The organism is Glycomyces sp. NPDC048151 (genome assembly GCF_043202775.1).
Taxonomy (GTDB): domain Bacteria; phylum Actinomycetota; class Actinomycetes; order Mycobacteriales; family Micromonosporaceae; genus Glycomyces.
In genome coordinates this window covers 387,695-412,141 of record NZ_JBIDBB010000003.1, presented here as the reverse complement: position 1 = coordinate 412,141, position 24,447 = coordinate 387,695, and the positions used below count along the sequence as shown (strand labels likewise).

Below are 24,447 nucleotides of genomic sequence, written 5' to 3'. Positions count from 1 at the left end.
ACCCGGCCCTTCGGGCTTTACAGGCGCGAGCATCGCAAGATACATTGAAAGTTCTCAATGTTCCTATTATTTGGGAGCGCTTTCATGTTGCAACTCAAGCGATCCGGCAACCCGCCGGACAGAAAACAGCGGCGGCTGAAGCTCCGCAGCCTCATCGTCCTCATCGCCGCGCTCTTCGCGGCCGGGACCGCCGCGGTCGTGTTCATCCAGCCCGCCGCCAGCCACGGCACCTCCATCGGCCAGCCCTCACGGCACTACAGCTGCTGGGAGCGGTGGGGCTCCGACTTCCAGAACCCGGACATGGCCCAAGAGGACCCCATGTGCTGGGCCGCCTGGCAGAACGACCCCAACGCCATGTGGAACTGGAACGGCCTCTACCGCGAGCAGGTCGGCGGCAACCACCAGGCCGCCATCCCCGACAACCAGCTGTGCTCGGGAGGACGGACGGGCGGCACCCGGTATGCGCCCCTCGACAACCCCGGCGCCTGGGAGACCACGAAGGTGAACGCGAACTTCACGTTCACCAACTGGGACCAGGCGAACCACGGCGCCGACTACTACCGCATCTACGTCACGAAACAGGGGTACGACGCCCAGACCGACGCACTCGACTGGGCCGACCTCGAACTCGTCGAGGAGACGCCGAAGATCCTCCCCGGAGTCGGACGCACCCCGCCCTCGGGCGGCGGCACCCTCGTCGACATCGACGTCTCCGCCCCCGGCCGCACCGGCCACCACATCGTGTACATGATCTGGCAGGCCAGCCACTTCGACCAGTCGTTCTACTCGTGCTCGGACGTGTGGTTCGGCGAAGGCCAGCCCACCGACCCCCCGACCACCCCCACCTCCAGCCCGACCAGCGGCGGGCCCACCGGCGAGCCGACCGGGGAGCCCACCACGGGCGGCCCCGCCGGATACCTGTGCGGCGCCACCGCGACCGTCAACAGCTGGGGCTCGGGTGCGACGGTGAACGTCAAGGTCACCAACACCGGGACGCAGGCCATCCACAACTGGATGCTGCACTGGCAGTGGCCCAGCGGCGTGACGCTCGGCAACATCTGGAACGCCACGCACTCCACGATGGGCACGATGGAGATGGCCGCACCGGTCGACTGGAACAAGGCGATCCCGGTCGGCGGCTCGGTCGAGTTCGGCTTCAACGTCTCCGGCTCGCTCGCCAGCGCGCCGGCGTTCGACTGCCTGCCGAGTTAGCAAGGGACACAGCGAAGGCGCGGCGCTCCTGCGCCGCGCCTTCGTGAAACACCGCTACGCCGGAGCGTCCTCGACGGCCTTCATCCTGCGGCGCACCGCCCAGATGGTGAAGGCCGTCAGCGCGATCGTGACGGGCCAGCCGCCGAAGAGCGTCACCAGGCCGAGCGCGTTGTCGGCGTCCAGGTAGTACAGCCAGATGCGGGCCGCGTTCTTGACGATGAAGACCACGCCCCACAGGATCGTGATCTTGCTGAGGACGTCGACGAGCGGCTTGTTCTGGCGCCATTCCTTCTTGCCGCCCTGGGCGACCACGGCGTAGATCCAGCCGATGATGGGGTGGCGGACCAGCGCCGAGACGATGAGCAGCACGCCGTAGACCGAGCCCTGGATGATGCCGGGCAGGTAGAAGTTGCGGGCGTCCGTGGAGCGCCAGGCGAGGAACGCGCCGAGCGCGATGCCGAAGAGGCCGTTGAGCGCGTGGCGGATCGGCTCCTTGCGGGCGGCGCGCCATCCGGCGATGGCGAGGGCGCTGGCGGCGGAGATGACGATGGCCCACTGGAGTCCGCTGAGGGGCCCCATCCGGTCGGGCAGGAGCGGGTTGAGGACCACGAACAGGGTGATCGGGACGGCGGCCTCCACGACGCCCTTGACGCCGCCGAGCTGCTGGGAGAGCTGCTCGGTGAACGGCGGGAGCTCGTCCGCGTCCTCCGGTTCGCGGCGTTCGGCCGCGGCGCGGCCGGATTGCTTCGCGATCTCGTCGTGGGCCGGCGTCTCGGTGCTCAATGCGGGCCTTCCAGTTCGTGTGGCTGGTCCGCGCTCACGGGCGGTCTCGGCGCCCGCTTGCCAGCCGTGGGTGTGCACAGTTCGTAGGTCGGGTTGTAGACGGCGAGGCGTCCGTCGGCCAGTTGTGCCACGCGGCCGCGGGCGACGAGCCTGGTCCCGGCCTCAAGGCCCACGATACGCCGTCGGCCCATCCAGACCAATGCGACCTGTCCGGTGCCGTCGGAGAGTTCGGCCTCGACCGAGGGCGAGCGGCCGTCGGTGCGGGACGCGACGGCGGTGAGCCGGCCGGCGACCGCGGCGAGCTGCCGGGGCCGGAGGCGGTCGATGGGGACGGCGTCGGCGTCGGCCTCGCGGCGGATCACGTCCTCGAACGGCTCGGGCGGCGCGGCGCGGAGGCTTCGCAGCGTGGGGAGCCAGTCCTTGAGGCGGGCGGGCACGGTCCCCTACCGCTTGGGGCGCGGCGAGGGCTTGCGGCGGACCTGGGGCCGGGGGGTGTCGCCGGCGGCGATGATGGCGCGGTTGCCGTCGCCGCCTTCGGCTTTGCGCTGCGCGATGCGGGCGGCGGCCTCTTCGGCCATCTTCGGCGGGAGCTTGAGCGGGAGGGGTTCGCGCACCGGCATGGCGACGGAGCCGCGGTCGATGACGAGGAGGCGCAGGGCCTCGTCGAGTTCGGGGGCGGCGTCCTCGTCGAGGGCGCGCTGGCCCTGGAAGGTGGCCTGGACGAACCAGCGGGGGCCGTCGATGCCGCAGAAGCGCACGGAGTTGGTGCCCTTCTTGGTGGCGACCTTGGCGATGAGCTCGGTGCCCCAGCGGCCTTCGACGGCTTCGACTTCGCCGCCTTGGGAGGTGACCTGGGAGGTGAGTTCGTCGCGGAACTCGTCCCAGATGCCTTCGCTGCGGGGTGCGGCGCGCACGAGCAGCTGGAGGGCGGAGGCGCCGGTGGTGAGCAGGACCTGGCTGATGTTGCCCTTGGCGTCGGTCTGAGCCTGGAAGCCCACGCCTTTGGGGACGGGGAGGCGGATCGCTCCCAGGTCGATGCGGCGGACGTCGTCGTCGGGGGCGTCGGAGACGTCGTAGGGGCCTTCGGTGGCCTCGTGCTCGAAGGTCTCGCCGCTCTCGGCCAGGGAGTCGAGGACGGCGCCCTCGGCGGGGCGCTGCTTCTTCGACTTTCGCCGCTTAAACACGTTCGCTCTCCTCTGCAAGTCGGCGGTGCCCGCCGGTGGAACCGTGGCCGCTCGCGCCGCGCTGCGTCGGCGCGAAGTCGTCGACTTCGGTGAAACGGGCTCGCACAACCGGTTGGACTACCAATTGTGCGACACGGTCGCCGCGTTCGATGACGGCGGTCCGCTGCGGGTCGAGGTTGACGAGGTTGATCTTGATCTCACCGCGGTAGCCGGAGTCGATAGTGCCGGGGGCGTTGACGATGGTGACGCCGAGGCGGTGGGCGAGTCCGGAGCGGGGGTTGGTGTAGCCGACGTGCCCGTCGGGGATGGCGACGGCGACGCCGGTGCCGACGAGGGCGCGCTGCCCGGGGGCGAGGGTGACGGGCTCGGCGGCGTACAGGTCGGCGCCCGCGTCGCCGGGGTGGGCGTAGGCGGGCAGCGGCAGGTCGGGGTCGAGCCGCCGGATGGCGACCGGGACGTCGGCGGTCATCGTCGTCGGGTTCCTCTCACTCGCGGAAGCACGCGCCGGGAGGCGCGGACAGTGCGGGGTTATGGTCTCAGACATGAAGAGCGGGGAACGGTACGCCGAGCGCATGCGACTTCCGGCGGCGGGTTGGCTGGCCGTGATCGTCGTGGCGGTGCTGGCGGGGGCGTTGTCGAACTTCGGCGACATGCGCTGGTGGCGCGTGGCGGCGAGTGTCGCGCTCATGGCCGCCGTGGTGGCGGGCGCGTGGTGGCTGAGCCGCCTGCGCGTGAGCGTGGCGGAGTCCGGCGGCGAGGTGTGGCTGCACGTCGACGACGCGAAGCTGCCGATGTCGGCGGTGGCCGAGGTGCAGGTGCTGGACCGGGTGGCGTACTCGGACGCTCTGGGCGTGGCGCTGCATCCGCTGGCGTTCGCGGTGCAGCGGCCGTGGATCGGCCGGGGCGTGCGGGTCGTGCTGGACGACCCGGCGGACCCGACCCCGTACTGGGTGGTCGCCTCGCGCCGTCCCGAGCGTCTGGCGGCGGCGCTGACGGCCTCGCGGGAGTCCGTGGGGGCCTGACCCCCGGACAAGCGAGACGGCCCGCAGGAGGCATCCTGCGAGCCGTGCGCTATCTGAGGGGCACCGTTCAGGGCGGCGTGGGTCGGCCGAGCCGGGGGCTCGTCGCCTACGCGCAGTCCTTGCAGATCGGCTGCCCGTTCTTCTCCTTGGCGAACTGGCTGCGGTGGTGGACCAGGAAGCAGCTGGAGCACCGGAACTCGTCCTGCTGCATCGGCAGGACCTTCACGGACAGCTCCTCGTCGCCCAGGTCGGCGCCGGGCAGCTCGAAGTTCTCGGCGACCTCGGCTTCGTCGACGTCCACCGACCCCGATTGATCGGTGCGGCCCTTCGCGAGGGCGTCAATGCCGTCGCTACCTGCGGACTCTTCCTTGTCGCGGCGCGGGGCGTCGTAGTCGGTTGCCATCGTTTTCCACTCCCAATTGGTTTCTCTTGCGGTTCCGGAACCGAGCGCGGCGGGTTGCCGCTGGAGTGTTCGGGTGACACAGCGGCCCGGCTCGGGTTCCTGGCGGGTTCGGTTCCGTCCCTGCAGGCGGCGTACCTTACCGCGTGCAGTCCTTTCCTATACACGATGCCCCCGGGTTTTTCATCCCCATTGTGGCGAGAAACACTTCTGTGTCAAGCGCAGCGAGTGTACCGCCTCTCGCCCACGGAGACGACCCGCGCACGATAGCCTTTCGGATGGCAACGTTTGCGGGCCGTCGGCTCGTCTAAGTGCAGACATTCGTTGGCACTTTTTGGAGACTCGGGGAGGCAGCCGTGCGTATCGCTCGTATCCGCGCTTTGACGGTTCTGTGCGTACTGGCACTGGTGGCGGGCCTGATCACGCTTTGGGCGATCCGGAACGACTCGCAGACGTCGGCGGGCGGCGACTGCCCGCCCGGCGCAGTCGAGATCAAGACCTCGCCGATCCCCAAGACCGAGGAGATCGAGCTGGTCGTGCTCAACGGCACCGACCGGGACGGCCTCGCCGACCAGGCCGCCGCGCAGCTCGAGGACCGCGGGTTCGTCGTCACCGAGACGGGCGACGCCGAGGAGACCTACGACGGCACCGCGCTCGTCTACTTCGGCCCCGACCAGTACGCGGCCGGCGCCCACGCCCACGCGTACTTCTACCAAGGCAGCCAGGCCTTCGACCTCGACTGGGACAAGCCGATCACCATCGTCCTCGGCGACGACTTCGCCGAGGTCCGCTCGGCCTCCGACGCCCGCCAGTCCTTCGCCCAGGGCGGCATCGGCCCGGCGCCGGAGGGCACCTGCACGGTAGAATAGAGCGCCGTCACACCCCACGTGCTGCGACACATTGACACTGAAAATGCGGAAACACAGCTCGAAACGGCACCACGGACGGGCCGCAGGCGAATTTCGGCGCTACAATTCACGCCTGCCCGGTCGTTGTGCCGACCTGGGCTGCCGACCCAATATCCAACGCTCACCCGCTATGGAGCCCGGCTGCGCCGTGCCCGCCATTGCCTCGGAAGGTTGCTCGTGACTGACGCACGTCCCACCGGCACAGACGTCAATTCCCTGACCGACTCGCTGCTCGCTCTGGCCCGAGAGAGCAACGGGCAGCTGACGTCCGCGACGGTCGCCCAGGTTCTGGAGTCGGTGCAGGCCTCCCCCGCTGACGGCAAGAAGGTGCTCCGCGCCCTGGCCGAGGCCGAGGTCACCGTGGTCGTGGACGGCTCCGCCTCCACGCGCAAGCGCGTCCCCGCCGCCCGCACCGCCACCTCCTCCCGGACCACCACCGCGAAGGCCGCCAAGAAGACCGCGGTGAAGAAGACCGCCGTCAAGAAGGCCGCCGCCGCCCCCGCCGCCGAAGACGCGGCCGAGGACACCCCGGTCAAGAAGGCCGCCAAGAAGACCGCGAAGAAAGCCGTCGCCAAGAAGGCGACCAAGAAGGCCGCCGCGAAGAAGCCCGCCGACGGCGAAGAGCCCGACGAGGCCGACCTCGCGGCAGCGGCCGACGACGACGCGCTCGCCGAGGCCGCCGCCGCCGCGCCCGCCAAGAAGGCCACCCGCAAGAAGGCCGCGAAGAAGGCCGCCGCGGGCCGCAAGTCCAAGAAGGACGGCGAAGAGGACGAAGAGGGCGACGACTTCGAGTGGGACGAGGAGGACTCCGAAGCGCTCAAGCAAGCCCGCAAGGACGCCGAGATGACCGCCTCGGCCGACTCCGTCCGCGCCTACCTCAAGCAGATCGGCAAGGTCCCCCTCCTCAACGCGGCCCAGGAGGTCGAGCTCGCCAAGCGCATCGAGGCCGGCCTGTACGCCGTCGAACGCCTCAAGCTGCTCCGCGAGGCCGGCGAGGAGATCCCCACGCAGATGCGCCGGGACCTCGAGTGGATCGTCCGCGACGGCGACCGCGCCAAGGACCACCTCCTCGAGGCCAACCTCCGCCTCGTCGTCTCCCTCGCCAAGCGCTACACCGGCCGCGGCATGGCGTTCCTGGACCTCATCCAGGAAGGCAACCTCGGCCTCATCCGCGCCGTCGAGAAGTTCGACTACACCAAGGGCTACAAGTTCTCCACGTACGCCACCTGGTGGATCCGGCAGGCCATCACCCGCGCCATGGCCGACCAGGCGAGGACCATCCGCATACCGGTCCACATGGTCGAGGTCATCAACAAGCTCGGCCGCATCCAGCGCGAACTCCTCCAGGACCTGGGCCGCGAGCCCAGCCCGGACGAGCTCGCCAAGGAGATGGACATCTCCCCGGAGAAGGTCCTCGAGATCCAGCAGTACGCGCGCGAGCCGATCAGCCTCGACCAGACCATCGGCGACGAGGGCGACAGCCAGCTCGGCGACTTCATCGAGGACTCCGAGGCCATCGTGGCCGTCGACGCCGTCTCCTTCTCGCTCCTCCAGGGCCAGCTCCAGCAGGTGCTGCAGACCCTCTCCGAGCGCGAGGCGGGCGTCGTCCGGCTCCGGTTCGGCCTCACCGACGGCCAGCCCCGCACCCTCGACGAGATCGGCCAGGTATACGGGGTCACCCGCGAGCGCATCCGCCAGATCGAGTCGAAGACCATGTCGAAGCTGCGGCACCCGTCGCGCTCGCAGGTCCTGCGCGACTACCTCGACTAGCGACCGACTCGTCCGCATTTCGCCGAGAGCGCAACCGAACCGGTGCGCCACACCGGGTCTGACCAGTCGTGTATCACCCGAACGGGTGGGTACCCGAAGCTCGTGCCGGGTTGTCGTTCCGCGTTCCGTGGGCTACCGTGTGGAGCAACCGTCGAACCGATGGCCCCGAGTGAGCCGAGTCTCAGTCGGGAAGTGTCGGGAAGAGGTAGTACAGTGCAGGCGTTGAACGGAACGAGCCGGTCAACAGGCCGACATACATGAATCCCGCTGTGTAGATAGCACAGCGACCGAACGCAGCGGAGGACCTGGTATGACATCCACCCTGACGCCCCCGCCCCAGACGGAGGAACGTCCGATCGCGGGCGAGCGCTGCGATCGGTGTAGCGCCGCGGCAAAGCTTCGCGTGACCCTGGCCGAAGGCGGCGACCTCGTCTTCTGCGGCCACCACGCGAACCAGTTCGCCGAGAAGCTCGTGCCGATCGCCATCGACTTCACCGCCGACCCCGAATTCGAGTGGCGCGGCACCGACCTCATGGCCTCGGAGAACTAGCCGCCGAACACAGGCTTTCAAGGGCCCGAGCGCAACTGCGCTCGGGCCCTGCGTCGTCTCCGGGATCCGCAAGGCCGCCAACGCATCGCGTCGGCGGTCTTCTGTTTATATGGCGGACAATCCGCCCCGCTCACCAGGAGCGGATCACGGCGATCCGCTCCTCCAACTGCTCGATCGTCGCCTGCGCGCTCGGCGGCCCGCCGCACGTAGACCGCAGCTTCGCGTGGATCTTCCCGTGCGGCTCGTTCGTCGCGAACGAACGGGCCCCGACGAGGGCGTTCAACTGCTTGCGGAGCTTCAGCCGCTTCTGGGCGTTCGTCATCGCCGGTTCGGCCGCAGGGCGCTCGGCGGTGTCGGTGCTCGTGCGGGACTTCTGCTTCGCCATCTGCTCCCGCTGGCGCTTCTGCAGCAGCAGGTGCACCTGCTCCTGGGTCAGCAGGCCCGGCAGGCCCAGGTACTCCTGCTCCTCGGCGCTGCCCGCCTCGACCGGCAGGCCGAACGAGCCGCCGTCGAAGATCACCTGGTCGAGCTCGGCGTTCGACTCCAGGGTCTCGCGCTGGCCGCCGAGTTCGGTGCCCTCGTTGAGGACGCGCTGGGCCTGTTCGAGGAGCAGCTCGGGGTCCTGGTCCTCGGCGGACTTGGGCTTGATGACGTGGTCGCGGTCGGCCTCGAGGTTCTCGGCGAGGCTGAGCAGCGGGATGACGCTGGGGAGGAACACCGAGGCGGTCTCGCCGGGGCGGCGCGAGCGCACGAAGCGGCCGATGGCCTGCGCGAAGTACAGCGGGGTCTGGGCGTTCGTGGCGTAGACGCCGACGGCGAGGCGCGGGATGTCGACGCCCTCGGAGACCATGCGGACGGCGACGAGCCATTCGTCGTCGGAGTCGGCGAACTTGGCGATCTTGTCGGAGGAGCCCGCGTCGTCGGAGAGGACGATCGCGGCGCTCTTGCCGGTGACGCGCTTGAGGATGCCCGCGTAGGCGCGGGCGGTGTTCTGGTCGGAGGCGATGATGAGCCCGCCCGCGTCGGGGATGCCCGCCGCGCGCAGGGACGAGAGCCTGCGGTCGGCGGCGCGGATGACCTGCTTGATCCATTCGCCCTCGGGGTCGAGGGCGGTGCGCCAGGCCTGGCTCGTGAGGTCTTTCGTGAGCGGCTGGCCGAGGCGGACGGCGAGCTCGTCCCCGGCGCTGGTGCGCCACTTCGCCTGCCCGGAGTAGGCCATGAACATGACGGGGCGGACGACGCCGTCGGCAAGCGCGTCGCGGTAGCCGTAGAGGGCGTCGGCGCGGGAGCGCTTGACGCCGTCGGCCTCTTCCTCGTACTCGACGAAGGGGATCGGGTTGTCGTCGCTGCGGAACGGGGTGCCGGTGAGGGCGAGGCGGCGCTCGGCCTCGTCGAAGGCGGTCTTGACGCCGTCGCCCCAGGAGCGGGCGTCGCCCGCGTGGTGGATCTCGTCGAGGATGACGAGCGTGCGGCGGGCGAGCGTGCGGCGGCGGTGGACGGCGGGGTCGGCGCCGATCTGGGCGTAGGTGAGGACCACGCCGTGGAAGTCGGAGGCACTGTGGACGGAGGAGTTGCGGAAGGCCGGGTCGAGCTGGATGCCGAAGCGGGCGGCGGCCCCGGCCCACTGGGCCTTGAGGTGCTCGGTGGGGGCGACGACCGTGACGGTGTCGACGGTGCCGTCCGCGAGGAGGTCGTAGGCGATGCGCAGCGCGAACGTGGTCTTGCCGGCGCCGGGCGTGGCGACGGCGAGGAAGTCGCGCGATTGACCCCGGTGGTAGGCGACCATGGCCTTGCGCTGCCAGACCCGAAGCGACGGAAGCGTTTCGGGCGGGGCGGCCGGGATCATGCGGGCTCCTTCTCGACGTGGCTCGTTGGCGGCGGACCCGGATGATTTTAAGCCGCGAGGCGCGTCACGTTCATCGCTCCAGCAGGATCGTGTTCGGGCCGACGTTGACCGAGTGGACGAGCATCATCGCGCCGAACTCGCCGGTCTCCACGCGCGCGCCGAGGCCGCGGAGGTGGGCGGCGACGGCGTCGACCAGGGGCTCTGCGACCGGGCCGGGGGCGGCGGTGTTCCAGGAGGGGCGGCGGCCCTTGCGGGTGTCGGCGTAGAGGGTGAACTGGCTGACCAGGAGGATCGGGGCGTCCAGATCGGACGCGGAGAGCTCGTCGCGCATGATCCGCAGGGTCCAGATCTTCTCGCTGATCCATTTGACTTCGGCGGGTCCATCCGTGTGGGTGACGCCGACGAGGACGAGGAGGCCTTCGCCGATCTCCCCCACCGTCTCGCCGTCGACGGTGACGCGGGCTTCGCTGACGGTCTGCACGACTGCTTTCATGCCCCAGATCCTCCCGCACCGGCCAGGCGTAGGCTCGAAGGGTGGCAAGGCGTGAGAAGGCGACGAGCATCACCGATGCGGCGATGTCCCTCGATGAGGAGCGGCGGTACCGGACCATCCGGTATGTCGTGATGATGTCGATCCGCGGTGTGCTCGTGATCGTGCTGGGCATCGCGGTGATGGCCGAGGCGCCGCTGCTGTGGCTGTGGCTGGCGCTGGGCATCGTCGGGATGGCGGTGCTGCCCTGGCTGGCCGTGCTGCTGGCGAACGACCGCCTCGCGCGCAAGCCGGGCGTGTTCGCCAAGCACCAGCGGAAGGCGCAGACGCTGGAAGCACCCGAACACCGCATGATCGATTCGGAGTTAGGGACTCGCCGTGGCAAGATTGACGGGATCTTGCGCGTTAATGAGGAGTGAGTTGCCGTGAGCGAACTTCCCACCACCGGGGGCACCGAGGGCGGCGGTTCCACCCTGCTCGAAGAGCAGACCCAGACCAACCCGAACTACACGTACGAGGACGGCGACAAGGACCGCTTCTCGCACTACGTGCCGAAGGACAAGCTCATGGCCGCCATGGTCGACGGCATCCCGGTGAAGGCGCTGTGCGGGAAGATGTGGGTCCCCACCCGCGACCCCGACCGCTTCCCGGTCTGCAAGAACTGCAAGGACATCTACGAGAAGATGAAGGGCTAGCTGCAGCGCGGCTCTCACCTTTGCGAAGAACACCGATGTGATGGGGCTCCACCTGCTATAACGCACGGGTGGAGCCTTCTGAATTCGACCCGAGCGCCCTGATGCTGGTCGCCGAGCTCATCGGCACCGCGGTGTTCGCGGCCTCGGGTGCGAGCGCCGCGGTCGGCAAGCGCCTCGACCTGTTCGGCGTGGCCGTGATCGGGGTGCTCTGCGCGCTGGGCGGCGGCGCCATCCGCGACGTGCTCATCGGCGCGAAACCGCTGCTGCTCACCGATTGGCGCTACCCGGCCGTGGCACTCGTCGCGTCGCTGTTCGTCTTCTGGTTCCACCCCGCGCTGTCGCGGATGCGGCCGACGATGCTCGTGCTCGACGCGGCCGGTCTGGCGCTGTTCACCGTGGTCGGGACCCAGAAGGGCCTGGATTTCGGGTTCGCGATCTACGCGGCTTGCATCGTGGGAGTACTCTCCGGAATCGGCGGGGGCATCCTGCGCGACATGATGGTCCAGGAGATCCCGGCGGTGCTCCGCGAGGACTTCTACGCGATGGCCGCGGCGATCGGCGCGATCATCGTCGCCGTCGGGGCCCGGTGGGAGTCGCTGATCGGGCACTGGACGCTCTCGCTGATCGCCATCGCGACGATCTTCGTTGTACGGCTGGTGGCCATCAGGTATCGGTGGCAGGCACCGAAACCGAATTTCTGATCGTGTCTCCCGGGTTCGTGCCACCCTTCGTCCTGGGGGATCAGAAACCTCGAAAACCCCTGCAAGCTGGTAGCCCGAAGCCCGGTGCCCGCCGGGTCTGGCGCGGATCAACCCACGCGCCGAGGGTCTGCAGCGAAAGGCGAATTCGATGGCACCTGTCGACAGCATCCGCCAGCGTCCGGCACGGCGACCGGCGCAGCGCGCGGCCGAATACTCCGGCGACCCCGTTCGCGCCTATCTGAACGGCATCGGCAAGCACCGGCTCCTCACCGCCTGCGAGGAGGTCGAGTGCGCCAAGGCGATCGAGGCCGGCCTCATGGCCGAGTGCCGCATCAGCGAGGTGACCGACCCCGACCTCCGCTCGGACCTGGCCCGCATCGCGGCCGAGGGCCGCGCGGCCAAGCAGCGCATGCTCGAGTCGAACCTGCGCCTCGTCGTCTCCGTCGCGAAGCGCTACTCCGGCGCCGGGCTGAGCCTGCTCGACCTCATCCAGGAGGGCAACCTCGGCCTCATCCGCGCCGTCGAGAAGTTCGACTACCAGAAGGGCTACAAGTTCTCCACGTACGCCACCTGGTGGATCCGGCAGGCGATCAACCGGGCCGTCACCGACCAGTCCCGCACGATCCGCGTGCCCGCGCACACCGTGGACCAGATCAAGCGCATGAACCGGGTCCGCCAGGACCTCATGGTCGAGCTGGGCCGCGAGCCGCGCTACGAGGAGATCGCCGAGGAGCTCGACGTGACCCCCGGCAAGGTCCTGGAGCTCATGTCGTACGACCGCGAGCCGGTGAGCCTCGACCAGACCGTGGGCGAGGACGACTCGACCGCGCTGGGCGACCTCGTCGCGCACCTGCCCCGCGAGCACGGCACCGACGACGCCGTGTCGTACGCGCTGCTGCGCCGCCACATCGCGAACGTCCTCGCCTCGCTGCCCGAGCGGGAACAAACCGTGCTCCGGCTGCGTTTCGGCATCGACGACGGGCGCCAGCGCACCCTCGAAGAGGTCTCCGCCGACTTCGGCCTCTCGCGCGAGCGGGTGCGCCAGATCGAGAAGAACGCGCTGCACCGCCTCCGCCAGCCCGACTACGCCGGGCGCCTCGCCGAGTATGTGGCGTGATCGACCCTGACGGCCCGGTTCACCGTGTCGCTTTGGGGCGTGAGCGCGCCGAACGTCCGGATGGCTGATGCTTGCCGTGTCGGTCCGGCCGTATACGATTGGGGTTGACAGGGGGTCTGGCGGCTACTCGACCCACCCCGCTCGGTGCCCTGCGGGCGGACAAAGTGAAGGAACGAAGCTGTGACCACGGACCTCGTCGACACCACCGAGATGTACCTGCGCACGATCCTCGAGCTCGAGGAGGAAGGCGTCCCGGCGCTGCGCGCCCGGATCGCCGAGCGGCTCGAGCAGAGCGGCCCGACGGTCTCGCAGACCGTGGGCCGGATGCAGCGCCACGGCCTGCTGAACGTCAAGAGCGACCGTCACCTGGAGCTCACCGAGGAGGGCCGCCGCCAGGCGGTCGCGGTGATGCGCAAGCACCGGCTCGCCGAGCGGCTCCTGGTCGACGTCATCGGCATGTCCTACGTGGAGGCCCATGAGGAGGCCTGCAAGTGGGAGCACGTCATGAGCGACTCGGTTGAGAAGCGCGTGTACGAGCTGCTGGAGCACCCCACCCGTTCGCCGTACGGCAACACGATCCCCGGGCTCAAAGAGCTCGACGCCTCGGCCGAGGCGGAGAACCGCGAGGCCGACGAGCGGCCGCTGAGCGTGGTCTCCCCCGGTTCGAAGGTGCGCGTGACGCGCCTGTGCGAGTCGGCCCAGACGCACCCGGAGCTGCTGGCCTCGCTGCACGAGGCCGGCGTGGACCCGGGTGCCGAGGTCGCGATCGACCGTCTGGACGGCGAGGTCGCGGTGACCTCCGGTTCCGACACGATCCGGCTCTCGACCGACGACGCCGCGAAGATCTTCGCCGCTCCGGTCGTGTAGCCCACGCGCGCAAGGGTTTACGTGTGATGTAACTGCGTGCTGCCGAGTCTTGACCCCGGCTGTACCGGGGAGTAGTCTGAGCAAAGCGTGCAAACGTTTCCAATTCATCCCACACAGGGCCGACCGTGGGAGACGTCTGCGCCCGAGAACCGCACTCCGCACCTGAGCGCCCTCCTCGCACCCCCGGCGAGGAGGGCGCTCGCTATGCGGGGCAGAGCGAAAGGCCGCCGGAAATCCTTCCGGCGGCCTTTCGTCCGCGTTTAACCCGCTTGCTCAGTCTTGGCGACGCTTGCGAGCCATAAATTGGCAGCGTGGGCGGCGGCGATGCCCTTGGCGAGTTCGGTGAAGCCGCCGACGAGCTCGTTCACCGCGGCCGGGTCGGTGTCGGCCGGGGTCGTGTAGCGCATCTCGAAGATGGTGCCGCCGTTGTACCAGCCCATCTCGAGGGCCGGGCCCGCGCCGGTGTCCTCGGTGTGGACGATCCAGTAGGCCGCTTCGCCGAGGCCGTCGATCTTCTCGGTGCCGTCGGCGAGCTCCTCCTCGTAGATCTCGACCTTCGCCTCGGTGCCGATGACGAAGAGCGTCAGGTCCGGGTAGGCGGCCTCGCCGGTCTGGACGGCGCAGGTGAGCTGGGCCGGCGCCTCTTCGGTCTCCTCGCCGGGGCCGCCGGACGCGAAGCGGAAGTCCTCGCCGGTGACGGAGTTGAGTGTCGCGCCGTCGATGAACGGGCACGCGCCCGCGGCGTCGGCCAGGTCGAGCTCGACCGGCGCGGACGGGGACGAGGACTCGCTCGACTCGTTCGCGGCGGTGTCCACGGGGTCGCCTTCGGGCGTCCCGTCGTCGCTGCAGGCGGCCAGCGCCAGCAGGAGGGCGGCGGGGAGGGCGATCAGTGCGCGTCTCATGCCTGCTCCTCCCCTGTTGCGACGTCGCGGCCGCGCGAGACCCAGTCGCTCCACGAGCCGATGTACACCGGCGGCGTGGGGAGTCCGGCGGCGGTGACGGCGAGCGCGGTGCGGGCCGCGCCGACGCCCGAGCCGCAGTAGTAGGCCGCTTCCGGGTGCGCCGCATAGCGTTCGCGCAGGCGCTCGGTGTCGGCGAGGTCGTCTTCGCCGAGGAAGAGGTTGATCGCGCCGGGGACGTGTCCAGCGACGGGGTCGACCGGTTCCGTCTCGCCGCGGTAGCGCTCGGGGGTGCGGACGTCGACGAGTTCGCGGGTCTGGGCCCATGCGGCGGCGGCGTCGGCGTCGAGCACGGGGAGGTGCCCGGGCCGGACGGTGACGGTGCCGGGTTTGGGTTCGACGACCTGGGTCTCGACCGGGAGTCCGGCGCCGGTCCAGGCCTTGAATCCGCCTTGGAGGACCTGGACGTCGTCGATGCCTGCCCAGCGGAGGGTCCACCAGGTGCGGGCGGCGGCCATGCCGTCGCCGTCGTCGTAGACGAGGATGTGGGAGTCGTCGTCGACGCCTGCTGCGCGCAGGACCTGTTGGAGCGCTTCGGGGTCGGGCAGCGGGTGGCGGCCGCCGACCTCGGCGACCGGGCCGCACACGTCCCGGTCGAAGTCGAGCCGGACGGCGCCGGGCAGGTGCCCGTCGGCGTAGTCGGCGTCCCGCGACGGTCCTCCGAGCGTCCAGCGGACGTCGAGCCGGACCGATTCCTGCAGTTCGGCGGCCGCCTCGGCGCCGATCAATGGCCTCATGCGTCCCAGATTAACGGAGGTGCGCGTTGGGGCGTTCGGCCGCGTCCGCGAATTCGGGCATTACGGTCACGACCACGCGGTTCTCGCGGAGGATCGCGTCGCCGCCGGGCGCGTCGACGAAGTTCAGGGGCTCGCCGAGGGCGTAGACGACGCGGGTGACGCCGGCGTTGATGAGCAGGCGGGCGCACGGGTCGGGGCGGGAGGCGCGGTGGCCGCACGGTTCCATGGAGGAGTAGGCGGTCGCGCCGCGCGCGGCGGCCCCTGCTCGGCGGAGGGCGACCTCTTCGGCGTGGTCGTTCGGGTCCTCGGCGCGGGAGTAGCCTTCGCCGACCGCTTTCCCGTCTGCGACGATGACCGCTCCGACGCTGAAGGCGGTCGTGGAGGGCGGGCATCGCTCGGCCAGTTCGACGGCGCGCGCCATCCAGCGGGCGTCGTCCTCTGTGGAGTAGTCTTCGGCGTTCGGCACGGTCCCACCGTACCGCCGGGGAGTCCGGCCCGGACGCCATGAGGCGGTAGTCACCGGTCCTTGCCGGGGGCCGATACCATGTGGGAGTCCCCCGACACTCCAGCCACGTCAGACGTGCGCGCGGCGAACGATTCCAGAGGCCCGCGGGTCGCCGATCAAGTGAGGTGCAGTAGTTGTCCGTCCAGTCCCCTCCCGCTCCGACACAGGCGCCAAGCGCTCCTGCTGCAACCGGGCAGCGACGGTTCGACCGCGTGCTGGCCGCACTGCGGTTCACGCCCGGACAGCTGCGCGGCGTGCTCGCCGTGGTCGCGGCGCTCATCCTCGGCGCGGGGATCACCGGCATGACCGCGATCCTCGCGAAGTCGGCCGTCATCGAAGAGACGACCAGCCAGTCCGGGCGGCTCTCGGTGGCCGCCCTCTCGCTGTACCAGGCGCTCTCGCAGGCCGACGCGACCGCCGCGTCCTCGTACCTGACGGCGGGCACGCCCTCTGACGAGATGAACCAGACCTACCGCGAGGCGATGCGCGACGCCACGGTCGCACTCGCCACGGCCGCAGGGGAAGTGAAGACCCCGGCCGACACCGAGCTGGTGGCCGAGCTGAACGCGCGCCTGCCGGTCTACACCGGGCTCGTGGAGACCTCACGCACGTTCAACCGCCTCGGCGAGCCGGTCGGCGCGACGTACCAGGAGCAGGCCTCCACGCTCATGCGCGACGAGATGCTGCCCGCCGCGCACGAGCTCCAGGAGAACTCCCTGGGGCAGCTGCACGAGTCGCGCGACGCGGCCGCGGCGTTCCCGTGGGTCGCCGCGGCGCTCACCGTCGCCGCGCTCGCGACGCTCGTGTGGGCCCAGATGTGGCTCTCGCGCAAGACGAACCGCGTGTTCAACCTCGGGCTCGTCGGATCGTTCGTGCTGCTCGTCGCGTTCGCCGGGTGGCTCACGCTGGCGTCGCTGGCGTCGGGCAGCCACACGAACCGGTCCCATGAGGAGGGTTCGGCGCCGCTCGAACTGCTCGCCGAAGCCGAGATCACCGCCCAGCAGGCGCGCGCCGAGGAGTCCCTGGTGCTCATCGCCCGCGGCGAGGACCAGGCCGCCGCCGACCGCTTCGAGGAGCACTTCGCGGCGCTCGCCGACGAGGGGCGGCTCCTCGACCGGCTCGACGAGGCCTTCGCGGGCGACCCCGAGCTCTCCGAGAACATCGACACCGCCCGCGAGGCCGCTGAAACGTGGCGGGCCGGGCACGACGAGGTCGTCAAGCTCGCCCAGGGCGGCCAGTACACCGACGCCGTCGCGCTCGTCGTCGGCGAGGCCGACACGAGCCTGTGGGCGTCCTTCACGACCCTCAACGACGCATTGACCGAGGCGACCGACGTCAGCGCCGAACGCTTCGCCGAGGCCACCAACGACGCCCAGCGGTCCCTCTCGGGGGCCGCCGCCGGGCTCGCGGCCCTGGCGCTCGGCGCGCTCATCAGCGCCGCGGTCGGCATCCAGCTGCGAGTGGCGGAGTACTACGCATGATTCGACACCAGTTCCGGCTCGCGGCCGCTGCCGCCGCCTGCCTCGTCCTCGCGGCCTGCTCCCAGCCCGCCGACATGGGGCCGCCGCAGGTCGACGTCCCCACGCCGCTGCCCGCGGGGATCAACTTCTCCCCCGAGATCGAGACCGACGCGGTCGACGAGAGCTGCCAGCCGCTCGCGTCCTACAACCCCGGCTCGACGACCGCAGCGCAGGCCGTCGCGCAGCTCGACGACCCCGAGCAGATCACCATCGGCGTCAGCCAGTCCACGAACCTCATGGGCTACATCGACCCCGAGACGAACACGCCCGCCGGGTTCGACATCGACATCGCGACCGCGGTCGCCACGTCGATCCTCGGCCCGGACGCGAACATCCGCTGGGTCCCCATGACCTCGGGCGAACGCGAAGGCGCCGTGAACGACGACCGCGTCGACATGGTCGTGCGCACCATGACCATGAACTGCAAGCGCTGGGCGAACGTCGAGTTCTCCGCCGAGTACTACCACGCCGGGCAGCGCCTCCTCGTCCCCGAGGCCTCCGGCATCACCGGCCTCGCCGACCTCGCCGACGACCACCTCGTGTGCACCGGCGACGGCTCGACCTCGGTGCGCACCATCGCCGAGCAGTCCGCCGCGCAGGCCGTCACCGTCCCCGACTTCAACGACTGCCTCGTCCTGCTCCAGCAGGGCACCGTCGACGCCATCACCAGCGACGACACGATCCTCGCGGGCATGGCCGTCCAGGACCCGACCCTCAAGGTCGTCGGCGACGCGTTCTCGCAGGAGCCCTACGGGATCGCGGTCCAGAAGGGCAACACCGACCTCGCGCGCTACGTCAACAAGGCCCTCGCCGACATCAAGGCCAACGGCACCTGGCAGACCGCCTACGACAAGTGGCTCAAAGGACCGCTGGGCGTCGCGGGCGCCCCGCCGAGCCCCCAGTACCGGGATTAAGGAAGCGACATGAGCGACCAGCAGCCGCCTCCCGAGCACACCCAGCGGTACCTCCCGGGCGCGTACCAGCCCGAAGGCGAGGCCACCGACACCGTCAGCATCCGCAAGCGCCTCAACACGCCGCCCGCGGTCCCGCCGCAGCCGGGCTTCGCGCCCGCGCCGCCCGGCCCGCCCGGGACCAACGCCGTGCCGCCGCAGCCGATGCAGCACATGGCGCCCCCGGCCGCGCCGCCCGTGTCCGCGCCGCCCGTCTCGCCGCCGCTGCCGCAGCCCGGGACGCAGGGCATGGTGCCCGCGGGCGCGATGCCGTCCCCGCCCCCGGCCCCCTACCGGGCCCCCGCCGCGCCGCTGCCGCAGCCGATCACCGGCCCCGTCACGCGCTCCACGACCACCAGCGCCCGCCAGCGCGGCGGCCTCTCCGACATGCCGCCCGTCCCGCCCCGCGACCCCGCCGAAGCGGTCATGGAGCACCCGCAGGTGCCCGAGCACAAGCGGTTCTGCTCCGCGTGCGGCAAGCCCGTCGGGCGGCCCCAGGCCGGCCGCGGGGGTCGCGTCGAGGGTTACTGCGCGCACTGCCGCACCCGCTACTGGTTCACGCCCGCGCTCAGCCCCGGCGACATCCTCTCCGACCGCTACGAAGTGCTCGGCGCGATCGCCCACGGCGGCCTCGGCTGGATCTACCTCGCCAACGACAAGAACTTCGCCGATGACCTGACGCAGCGCTGGGTCGTCATCAAGGGCCTCATCAACACCTCCGACGAGGACGCGATCGAGGCCGCGATCAACGAGCGGCGCTTCCTCGTCGGCATCGACCACCCCAACGTGGTCGACATCCACGACTTCGTGACCGCCGCCGACCCGCGCTCGGGCCAGCTGCAGTCGTACATCGTCATGGAGTACCTGGCCGGGAAGTCCCTGCGGGACATCAGGGACGCGGTCGACGAGAACGGCGAGCGGCACCCGCTCCCGCTCGAGCAGGTCCTCACCTACACCGCCGAGCTGCTGCCCGCGTTCAGCTACCTGCACGACCGGGGCCTGCTGTTCTGCGACTTCAAGCCCGACAACATGATCCACGTCGAGACCTGGCTCAAGCTCATCGACCTCGGCGCGGTCCGCCACGTCGAGGACATGGAGTCGGCGATCTACGGCACGCCCGGGTACTCGGTGCCGAACGACGAGATCCTGTCGGTGGGGCCGTCGGTCACCTCGGACCTGTACACGATCGGCCGCTCGATGGCCGTGCTCGCGCTGGACTTCAAGGGCTTCACGAGCACCTACCGCGACAAGCTGCCCCCGGCGGCCGAAGCGCCCGTGTTCAACGAGTTCGGGGCGTTCCACCGGCTGCTGCTGCGCGCCACTCACGCCGACCCGCGCTCGCGGTTCCAGGACGCCGACGAGATGCGCACCCAGGTGCGCGGCGTCCTCCACGAGGTGCAGTCGGTCCAGAAGGGCGAGCCGCGCTTCGAGCCGTCGACGCTGTTCTCCGGTGAGCAGTCCGTGTTCGGCGAGCCGGACGTGGAGTACGACCTGCACGCGGTGGGCGACCCGTTCGACGTGGCGCACGCGCTGCCCACGCCGATGGTCGACCTCGCCGACCCGATGGCCGCGTTCATGGCGACGCTGCAGGCGACCGACGCGGCGGGCATCCTCGCCGAGCTGAGCGCCGCGCCCGTGCAGAGCCCCGAGGTGCACATGCGGCGCGTGCGCACGCTCGTCAATGCCGGGGACCTCCACAACGCCGCCGCCGCGCTCGACCAGTTCGCGCAGCGCGAGGGGAACACCTGGCAGGTCACCTGGCTGCGCGGCACGATCTCGCTGCTCGCGGCCGACTTCCACACGGCCGCAGCGCATTTCGACGCCGTCTACTCGCACCTCCCCGGAGAGCTGGCGCCGCGCCTGGCGCTGGCGGCGTGCGCGGAGCTGGCTGGACGCCGTGACCTGGCGCTGCCGCACTACACGCGGATCTGGACGTGCGACCACCGGTTCGTGTCGGCCGCCTACGGCCGGGCGCGGCTGCTGGACATCGAGGGGAACTCGACGGAGGCGATCACGACGCTGCACCAGGTCCCGAAGACCTCGTCGCAGTACGGGATCGCGCAGACCGCGGCGATCCAGACGGCGCTGCACTCGCGCACGTCGCCGCCGTCCCTGCTCGACCTGCACCACATGGCGGGGCGGCTCGACGAGCTCAAGCTCGAGCCGCGGCGCAGGCACCTGGTGTCGACCCGCATCCTCCACCTGGCGCTGGAGACGGTGCAGCGCACCGGCCCGGCGCACGAGCCGCGCGTGTTCGGCGCGCAGCCGGAGGAGCGGGAGCTGCGCCTGGCGCTGGAGCGGGCCTACCGTGACCTCGCCCACGCCTGCACCCGCCGGGAGGACCAGGTGTACTACTTCGACCTGGCGAACACCCACCGCCCCCGCACGATGCTGTAGCGAAGGAGCCCTATGCAGCCCTCAACCACCCTGGGCGCCGCGAAGCGTTGCACCGCTTGCGGCCTCGCCGCCGACATCGGCCGTTACTGCGAGGATTGCGGCGGCGACCTGGAGGAGTTCGCGGTCCCCGCCGAGTCGGTGCCGTGGCTCTCCTCCGTTGCCGTGGAGGAGAACCCGGACCACCCGGGCGGTTCCGACGACCACATCTCGTTCGGGCTGCCGGGCATCGGCGCGGCCACCGACGTGGGCAAGCGCCACCACTACAACCAGGACTCGATCGCGATCGCGATCGCCGACGACGGGCGGAAGATCGCGGTCGTCTGCGACGGGGTCTCGGGGGCCTCGGACTCCGAGCGCGCGTCACTCGCAGGGGTGGAAGCGGCGGTGACGGAGATCCGCGCGGCGCTCGGCGAGGGCCTCTCGGCGGAGGACGCGTCGCGGCGCGGGGTGGGCGCGGCCCACTCGGCGGTGGCCGCGGTCGGGAAGCAGTACCCGAACTCGCCGCCGTCGTCGACGTTCGTGTCCGCGGTGATCGAGGGGAACCAGGCGATCCTGTGCTGGGTGGGCGATTCCCGAGCGTACTGGGCCGGCGAGAAGGAGGCGAGATGCCTCACGGTGGACGACACGATCCAGGCCCGGCTGGAGTACCAGGGGGTCGACCCGGCCGACGAGCGGTACAAGAACCCGTACGCCAAGGCCCTGCTCGCGTGGCTCGGCGCGGACGCGCCGACGCTCAACCCGAACCTGCTCCGGGTGGATCTGGACGGGGGCCATGTCGTAGTGTGCAGCGATGGTCTGTCGCGCTATTTCAATGACGATCACGACCTTCTGCCACTGCCGGACGGCAGCGTTGGCGACAAGGCGGTAGCGTTGACACGACAAGCGCTCGCCAACGGCGGGCACGACAACATCAGTGTCGCGGTGGTGGAACTCGAATCCCCCGGTTCGGTCCAGGCCCAGGGGCATGCGCAGGAGCATGCCGGGCAGGACGATCAGAACCAGGATGACGGGACCGCCTCCTTGCCTGGTGTCGTCAGCGAGGCCGAGTACACCCAAATGCTTGGAGGGGGACGACCTTGACCTACCAGCCGACCTACGGCGGTGCCCCACAGCCGGGCGGGTACCAGTGCGCCTGCGGGGCCTTCCCGCAAGCCCAGTTCTGCGAGCAGTGCGGAACGCCCAACCCGGCGTGGCAGCAAGGCCAGCCCCCGCAGTCGCCGGCCTTCGGCCAGGGCTACGCGCCGAACGACCCTTACGGGCAGCCTCAGGACCCTTACGGGCAGCAGCCGCAGCAGGGCTACGGGCAGGACCCGTACGGCCAGCCGCAGCAGCAGGACCCTTACGGGCAGCAGCCGCAGCAGGGTTACGGCCAGGACCCGTACGGGCAGCCGTCCCAGCCGCAGGACCCCTACGGGCAGCAGCAGGGCTACGGGCAGCCTCAGGACCCTTACGGGCAGCAGCCGCAGCAGGGTTACGGCCAGGACCCGTACGGGCAGCCGTCCCAGCCGCAGGACCCCTACGGGCAGCAGCCCGGTTACGGGCAGCCTCAGGACCCGTACGGCCAGCCGCAGCAGGACCCTTACGGCCAGCAGCCCGGCTACGGCCAGCAGGACCCGTACGGCCAGCCCCAGCAGCAGGACCCCTACGGGCAGCCGCAGCAGGGCTACGGCCAGGACCCGTACGCCCAGCAGGCCTACGGCGCCGCGCCGACCTCGGCCCCGCCCGGACCGCCTCCGGGCGTCCCGGCCGCGCCGTTCGGCGCCCCGACCTCCGCGCCGCCCGCGACGGCGACCGGCGGGTTCTCCATGCCGGACGCGCAGCCCGCGGACCTGGCGTCGAACTACGCTCCCGCAGGCCAGGCGGCCACCCGCTGGGGTGTCGCGGTCACCGCGGACCAGGGCTACTTCAACAAGGTCGCGGCCTCCGACGGGGCCTCGCAGCTGCAGTACCCGTCGTTCGCGAAGCCGCGCCGCTTCCCGCTGGACAAGCCCGACCTGACGATCGGCCGCTACAGCGCCAAGCGCGGCGTGACCCCGGACATCGACCTGTCCGGCGACGTGGCCGACCCGGGCGTCAGCGCCCAGCACGCGAAGCTGTTCTCCAAGCCCGACGGCTCCTGGACGATTATGGACGTGGGCTCCTCGAACGGCACGTTCCTCAACGGCTCGGACGAGCCGCTCGCGCCGAACGTGGAGTTCCCGGTGACCGACGGGACCTACATCAACATCGGTGCGTGGACCCGCCTCACGGTCCACTACGAGGGTTAAGACGCGAGAAGAGGGCCGGGTCCGTCGGACCCGGCCCTTTCGCGTACCGCCTACTCGCTCAGGAACTCCCGCACGCGTGCGCTGACGGCCGGGTTCGCGAGGACCTTGCGGTGGCCCAGGCCCGTGGTCGCCATGAGCTCGGCGTTCGGCCACGCGTCGGCGAGGGCCTGGCCGTGGCGGAACGGGTTGGGCCGGTCGCCCTTGTCGTGGACGATGAGCACCGGGGCGTCGATCGCGAGGCCGCGCAGCGAGAAGTCGTCGAGCGCGATCCCGGCCTTGGCCTCGCCGAGGGGCACCAGGCGCTCGAAGATGCGGGGGCCCACGGGCACGATCGCGCCGATCGTGTCGCGGAAGCCCTCCTGGCCGCCGATGAACGGGGCCAGCATCGCCAGGCGCACGCCCCCGATCTCGGTGCCGGACTGGAGCATCGCGTGCACGGAGCTGAGCGAGCCCATCGAGTGCGAGACGACCGCGTGCGGCGTCCCGAACTTCTCCAGGACGACGTTCATCGCCTCGATGAGGTGCAGGCCGCTGGCGTGCCGGTCGCCCCAGGGACCGGCCCCGGCGTTGCCGTGGCTCGGGGTGTCGAACGCGACGACGCGGAAGCCGGAGGCGACCAGGTTCGCCGCGATGAACTTGAAGTCGCCCGTGGAGCCGCCCCAGCCGTGCACGAGGTAGACCAGCGGGCCTTCGCCCCAGTCGTAGCCCCACACGGTGGTGCCGAGGCATTCGAGCTCGAACACGTGCGACCCGGCCGGGGCCTCGCCGCGCAGGCGCTTCTCGGGGCCCGCGGGGAGCTTGAACCACAGCTCGCACAGGACCTTCGCGGCCCGCGCGGGGGCGACGCGCTCGGCGGCGGCGAAGCCGGAGCGCACATACCAAGGAGCACGAACGGTCGTGCTTTTCTTTTTCGCGACGGGGGTCGCAGCTGGGGACGCCATGGGTGCGGGCCTTCCTGGTTAAGACTGGAGACTCTCGATCAGTCGGTTGAACGCCGTCCACGCGCGGTCGGCGGCGTCGGGATAGGACAGGATGCGGCTCATCCAGTTGTAGGACAACAAGATGCCGAACACCTCCTGTGCCACCTGGAAGACGTCGGTGTCTTCGGGGAACTCGCCCTGCGCGACCGCCGTCGAGGCGATCCGGGCGAGGGATTCAAGCAGGTCGCGCTGCTCCGAGGCCATGAAGTCGTGCAGCGGCCCGGGCAGGTCGTCGAACTCGGCGGCGGCGGCCAGGAACAGGCAGCCGCCCGGATGCGAGTACCACTGCATCCAGTACTCGACGATGGCCTGCAGGCGGGCGATCCCGCGCGGCTTCCCGAGCGCGGGCCGGATCACCTCGTCGATGAACTGCTCCCCGTTGCGCTCCATGCAGGCCAGCTGGAGCGCCTCCTTCGACTTGAAGTGCGCGTAGAGGCCGGACTTCGACATGTCCGCCGCGGCCGCCAGCGAGCCGATGGTCAGCCCGGAGAGCCCCGAGTAGCGGGCCATGCGGACCGCTTCGTCGAGGATCGCCTGCCTCGTCATCTCGCCTTTGCGCACGACCTAAAAATAGCACGATCGTGCTG

27 protein-coding genes are annotated in these 24,447 nt (G+C 70.4%); 15 read left to right on the top strand and 12 right to left on the bottom strand.

Going from position 1 to position 24,447, the window contains the following annotated elements; genetic code table 11:
- The first annotated feature begins 84 nt into the window (after window positions 1-84).
- On the top strand, window positions 85-1,212 hold the full coding sequence (locus ACGGCP_RS08610; RefSeq protein ID WP_392963028.1) for a lytic polysaccharide monooxygenase: 1,128 nt from the start codon (window positions 85-87) through the stop codon (window positions 1,210-1,212).
- Between the two features lie 54 nt (window positions 1,213-1,266).
- Here the strand turns inward: ACGGCP_RS08610 and ACGGCP_RS08605 are convergent, their stop codons facing one another.
- Genes ACGGCP_RS08605 through dut form a run of 4 tightly spaced genes read right to left on the bottom strand, consistent with a single transcriptional unit; the run spans window position 1,267 to window position 3,648 of the window.
- On the bottom strand, window positions 1,267-1,995 hold the full coding sequence (locus tag ACGGCP_RS08605) for a DUF3159 domain-containing protein (protein ID WP_392963025.1): 729 nt from the start codon (window positions 1,993-1,995) through the stop codon (window positions 1,267-1,269).
- Entirely contained in the window at window positions 1,992-2,432 is a 441-nt protein-coding gene (locus ACGGCP_RS08600; protein ID WP_392963022.1) for an OB-fold nucleic acid binding domain-containing protein, read from the bottom strand. Before ACGGCP_RS08600 ends, ACGGCP_RS08605 begins: the two co-directional genes overlap by 4 nt.
- A gap of 6 nt (window positions 2,433-2,438) precedes the next feature.
- Complete coding sequence (locus ACGGCP_RS08595; RefSeq protein WP_392963019.1) at window positions 2,439-3,179, bottom strand: DUF3710 domain-containing protein; 741 nt, start codon at window positions 3,177-3,179, stop codon at window positions 2,439-2,441.
- The gene (gene dut, locus ACGGCP_RS08590) at window positions 3,172-3,648 is read right to left on the bottom strand and encodes a dUTP diphosphatase (protein ID WP_392963016.1); all 477 of its coding nucleotides are present in this window, start codon (window positions 3,646-3,648) and stop codon (window positions 3,172-3,174) included. The genes ACGGCP_RS08595 and dut overlap by 8 nt, the downstream gene beginning before the upstream one ends.
- Before the next feature lie 73 nt (window positions 3,649-3,721).
- Here dut and ACGGCP_RS08585 point away from each other — a divergent pair, with 73 nt between their 5' ends.
- Window positions 3,722-4,201 carry a DUF3093 domain-containing protein gene (locus tag ACGGCP_RS08585; RefSeq protein ID WP_392963013.1) on the top strand — a complete coding sequence of 160 codons (480 nt, stop codon included), beginning with the start codon at window positions 3,722-3,724 and terminating at the stop codon, window positions 4,199-4,201.
- Window positions 4,202-4,307: 106 nt separating this feature from the next.
- Here the strand turns inward: ACGGCP_RS08585 and ACGGCP_RS08580 are convergent, their stop codons facing one another.
- Window positions 4,308-4,604 (bottom strand): DUF4193 domain-containing protein, encoded by a 297-nt coding sequence (locus ACGGCP_RS08580; RefSeq protein ID WP_392963010.1) that lies wholly within the window; start codon window positions 4,602-4,604, stop codon window positions 4,308-4,310.
- 353 nt (window positions 4,605-4,957) lie between these two features.
- On the opposite strand from ACGGCP_RS08580, the gene ACGGCP_RS08575 reads away from it, so the two are divergent.
- The 3 genes from ACGGCP_RS08575 (at window position 4,958) to ACGGCP_RS08565 (ending at window position 7,829) form a co-directional block, all read left to right on the top strand.
- Window positions 4,958-5,470, top strand: coding sequence for a LytR C-terminal domain-containing protein (locus tag ACGGCP_RS08575; protein ID WP_392963008.1), 513 nt, complete (start codon window positions 4,958-4,960; stop codon window positions 5,468-5,470).
- A 216-nt stretch (window positions 5,471-5,686) separates the two neighbouring features.
- Window positions 5,687-7,279, top strand: a complete 1,593-nt coding sequence (locus ACGGCP_RS08570) for an RNA polymerase sigma factor (protein ID WP_392963005.1) — start codon at window positions 5,687-5,689, stop codon at window positions 7,277-7,279.
- Between the two features lie 310 nt (window positions 7,280-7,589).
- Window positions 7,590-7,829: a hypothetical protein gene (locus tag ACGGCP_RS08565; RefSeq protein WP_091053111.1), complete on the top strand. Its 240-nt coding sequence runs from the start codon at window positions 7,590-7,592 to the stop codon at window positions 7,827-7,829.
- Between the two features lie 130 nt (window positions 7,830-7,959).
- On the opposite strand, the gene ACGGCP_RS08560 is transcribed toward ACGGCP_RS08565, so the two are convergent.
- Window positions 7,960-9,675 (bottom strand): DEAD/DEAH box helicase, encoded by a 1,716-nt coding sequence (locus ACGGCP_RS08560; protein ID WP_392963001.1) that lies wholly within the window; start codon window positions 9,673-9,675, stop codon window positions 7,960-7,962.
- A 70-nt stretch (window positions 9,676-9,745) separates the two neighbouring features.
- Complete coding sequence (dtd, locus tag ACGGCP_RS08555) at window positions 9,746-10,168, bottom strand: D-aminoacyl-tRNA deacylase (RefSeq protein ID WP_392962999.1); 423 nt, start codon at window positions 10,166-10,168, stop codon at window positions 9,746-9,748.
- A gap of 41 nt (window positions 10,169-10,209) precedes the next feature.
- On the opposite strand from dtd, the gene ACGGCP_RS08550 reads away from it, so the two are divergent.
- From ACGGCP_RS08550 to ACGGCP_RS08530, 5 genes are all read left to right on the top strand, one after another.
- Window positions 10,210-10,584, top strand: a complete 375-nt coding sequence (locus ACGGCP_RS08550; protein WP_392962997.1) for a DUF3099 domain-containing protein — start codon at window positions 10,210-10,212, stop codon at window positions 10,582-10,584.
- Window positions 10,585-10,590: 6 nt separating this feature from the next.
- Window positions 10,591-10,860 carry a DUF3039 domain-containing protein gene (locus ACGGCP_RS08545; protein WP_392962994.1) on the top strand — a complete coding sequence of 90 codons (270 nt, stop codon included), beginning with the start codon at window positions 10,591-10,593 and terminating at the stop codon, window positions 10,858-10,860.
- 68 nt (window positions 10,861-10,928) lie between these two features.
- Window positions 10,929-11,561, top strand: a complete 633-nt coding sequence (locus tag ACGGCP_RS08540; protein WP_392962991.1) for a trimeric intracellular cation channel family protein — start codon at window positions 10,929-10,931, stop codon at window positions 11,559-11,561.
- Between the two features lie 148 nt (window positions 11,562-11,709).
- Entirely contained in the window at window positions 11,710-12,678 is a 969-nt protein-coding gene (locus ACGGCP_RS08535) for a sigma-70 family RNA polymerase sigma factor (protein WP_392962988.1), read from the top strand.
- A 180-nt stretch (window positions 12,679-12,858) separates the two neighbouring features.
- Window positions 12,859-13,545 (top strand): metal-dependent transcriptional regulator, encoded by a 687-nt coding sequence (locus ACGGCP_RS08530; RefSeq protein ID WP_392962986.1) that lies wholly within the window; start codon window positions 12,859-12,861, stop codon window positions 13,543-13,545.
- 260 nt (window positions 13,546-13,805) lie between these two features.
- Here ACGGCP_RS08530 and ACGGCP_RS08525 read toward each other — a convergent pair whose 3' ends face one another.
- From ACGGCP_RS08525 to ACGGCP_RS08515, 3 genes are read right to left on the bottom strand one after another with little or no spacing between them, the layout of a single operon-like run.
- Complete coding sequence (locus ACGGCP_RS08525) at window positions 13,806-14,447, bottom strand: hypothetical protein (RefSeq protein ID WP_392962985.1); 642 nt, start codon at window positions 14,445-14,447, stop codon at window positions 13,806-13,808.
- Window positions 14,444-15,241 carry a sulfurtransferase gene (locus tag ACGGCP_RS08520; RefSeq protein WP_392962982.1) on the bottom strand — a complete coding sequence of 266 codons (798 nt, stop codon included), beginning with the start codon at window positions 15,239-15,241 and terminating at the stop codon, window positions 14,444-14,446. Before ACGGCP_RS08520 ends, ACGGCP_RS08525 begins: the two co-directional genes overlap by 4 nt.
- A gap of 10 nt (window positions 15,242-15,251) precedes the next feature.
- Window positions 15,252-15,707: a deaminase gene (locus ACGGCP_RS08515; protein WP_392962979.1), complete on the bottom strand. Its 456-nt coding sequence runs from the start codon at window positions 15,705-15,707 to the stop codon at window positions 15,252-15,254.
- Window positions 15,708-15,958: 251 nt separating this feature from the next.
- Here ACGGCP_RS08515 and ACGGCP_RS08510 point away from each other — a divergent pair, with 251 nt between their 5' ends.
- From ACGGCP_RS08510 to ACGGCP_RS08490, 5 genes are read left to right on the top strand one after another with little or no spacing between them, the layout of a single operon-like run.
- Window positions 15,959-17,227 (top strand): CHASE3 domain-containing protein, encoded by a 1,269-nt coding sequence (locus ACGGCP_RS08510; protein ID WP_392962977.1) that lies wholly within the window; start codon window positions 15,959-15,961, stop codon window positions 17,225-17,227.
- Entirely contained in the window at window positions 17,224-18,180 is a 957-nt protein-coding gene (locus ACGGCP_RS08505; RefSeq protein ID WP_392962974.1) for a glutamate ABC transporter substrate-binding protein, read from the top strand. Before ACGGCP_RS08510 ends, ACGGCP_RS08505 begins: the two co-directional genes overlap by 4 nt.
- Before the next feature lie 9 nt (window positions 18,181-18,189).
- Complete coding sequence (locus ACGGCP_RS08500) at window positions 18,190-20,613, top strand: tetratricopeptide repeat protein (RefSeq protein ID WP_392962971.1); 2,424 nt, start codon at window positions 18,190-18,192, stop codon at window positions 20,611-20,613.
- 12 nt (window positions 20,614-20,625) lie between these two features.
- On the top strand, window positions 20,626-21,693 hold the full coding sequence (locus ACGGCP_RS08495) for a PP2C family protein-serine/threonine phosphatase (RefSeq protein WP_392962969.1): 1,068 nt from the start codon (window positions 20,626-20,628) through the stop codon (window positions 21,691-21,693).
- On the top strand, window positions 21,690-22,880 hold the full coding sequence (locus ACGGCP_RS08490; RefSeq protein WP_392962966.1) for an FHA domain-containing protein: 1,191 nt from the start codon (window positions 21,690-21,692) through the stop codon (window positions 22,878-22,880). The genes ACGGCP_RS08495 and ACGGCP_RS08490 overlap by 4 nt, the downstream gene beginning before the upstream one ends.
- Window positions 22,881-22,930: 50 nt before the next feature.
- Here the strand turns inward: ACGGCP_RS08490 and ACGGCP_RS08485 are convergent, their stop codons facing one another.
- Both ACGGCP_RS08485 and ACGGCP_RS08480 read right to left on the bottom strand, forming a co-directional pair.
- A complete protein-coding gene (locus ACGGCP_RS08485; protein ID WP_392962963.1) occupies window positions 22,931-23,755 on the bottom strand; it encodes an alpha/beta fold hydrolase in 825 nt (274 codons plus the stop codon).
- 84 nt (window positions 23,756-23,839) lie between these two features.
- Window positions 23,840-24,421 (bottom strand): TetR/AcrR family transcriptional regulator, encoded by a 582-nt coding sequence (locus ACGGCP_RS08480; protein ID WP_392962960.1) that lies wholly within the window; start codon window positions 24,419-24,421, stop codon window positions 23,840-23,842.
- Window positions 24,422-24,447 lie beyond the last annotated feature (26 nt).

Bases quoted from the DNA above. Each gene is read 5' to 3' on its own strand.
- ACGGCP_RS08610 (WP_392963028.1), top strand. From the start codon at position 85: ATGTTGCAACTCAAGCGATCCGGCAACCCGCCGGACAGAAAACAGCGG.
- dut (WP_392963016.1), bottom strand. From the start codon at position 3,648: ATGACCGCCGACGTCCCGGTCGCCATCCGGCGGCTCGACCCCGACCTG.
- ACGGCP_RS08585 (WP_392963013.1), top strand. From the start codon at position 3,722: ATGAAGAGCGGGGAACGGTACGCCGAGCGCATGCGACTTCCGGCGGCG.
- ACGGCP_RS08580 (WP_392963010.1), bottom strand. From the start codon at position 4,604: ATGGCAACCGACTACGACGCCCCGCGCCGCGACAAGGAAGAGTCCGCA.
- ACGGCP_RS08565 (WP_091053111.1), top strand. From the start codon at position 7,590: ATGACATCCACCCTGACGCCCCCGCCCCAGACGGAGGAACGTCCGATC.
- ACGGCP_RS08560 (WP_392963001.1), bottom strand. From the start codon at position 9,675: ATGATCCCGGCCGCCCCGCCCGAAACGCTTCCGTCGCTTCGGGTCTGG.
- dtd (WP_392962999.1), bottom strand. From the start codon at position 10,168: ATGAAAGCAGTCGTGCAGACCGTCAGCGAAGCCCGCGTCACCGTCGAC.
- ACGGCP_RS08535 (WP_392962988.1), top strand. From the start codon at position 11,710: ATGGCACCTGTCGACAGCATCCGCCAGCGTCCGGCACGGCGACCGGCG.
- ACGGCP_RS08525 (WP_392962985.1), bottom strand. From the start codon at position 14,447: ATGAGACGCGCACTGATCGCCCTCCCCGCCGCCCTCCTGCTGGCGCTG.
- ACGGCP_RS08520 (WP_392962982.1), bottom strand. From the start codon at position 15,241: ATGAGGCCATTGATCGGCGCCGAGGCGGCCGCCGAACTGCAGGAATCG.
- ACGGCP_RS08505 (WP_392962974.1), top strand. From the start codon at position 17,224: ATGATTCGACACCAGTTCCGGCTCGCGGCCGCTGCCGCCGCCTGCCTC.
- ACGGCP_RS08500 (WP_392962971.1), top strand. From the start codon at position 18,190: ATGAGCGACCAGCAGCCGCCTCCCGAGCACACCCAGCGGTACCTCCCG.
- ACGGCP_RS08495 (WP_392962969.1), top strand. From the start codon at position 20,626: ATGCAGCCCTCAACCACCCTGGGCGCCGCGAAGCGTTGCACCGCTTGC.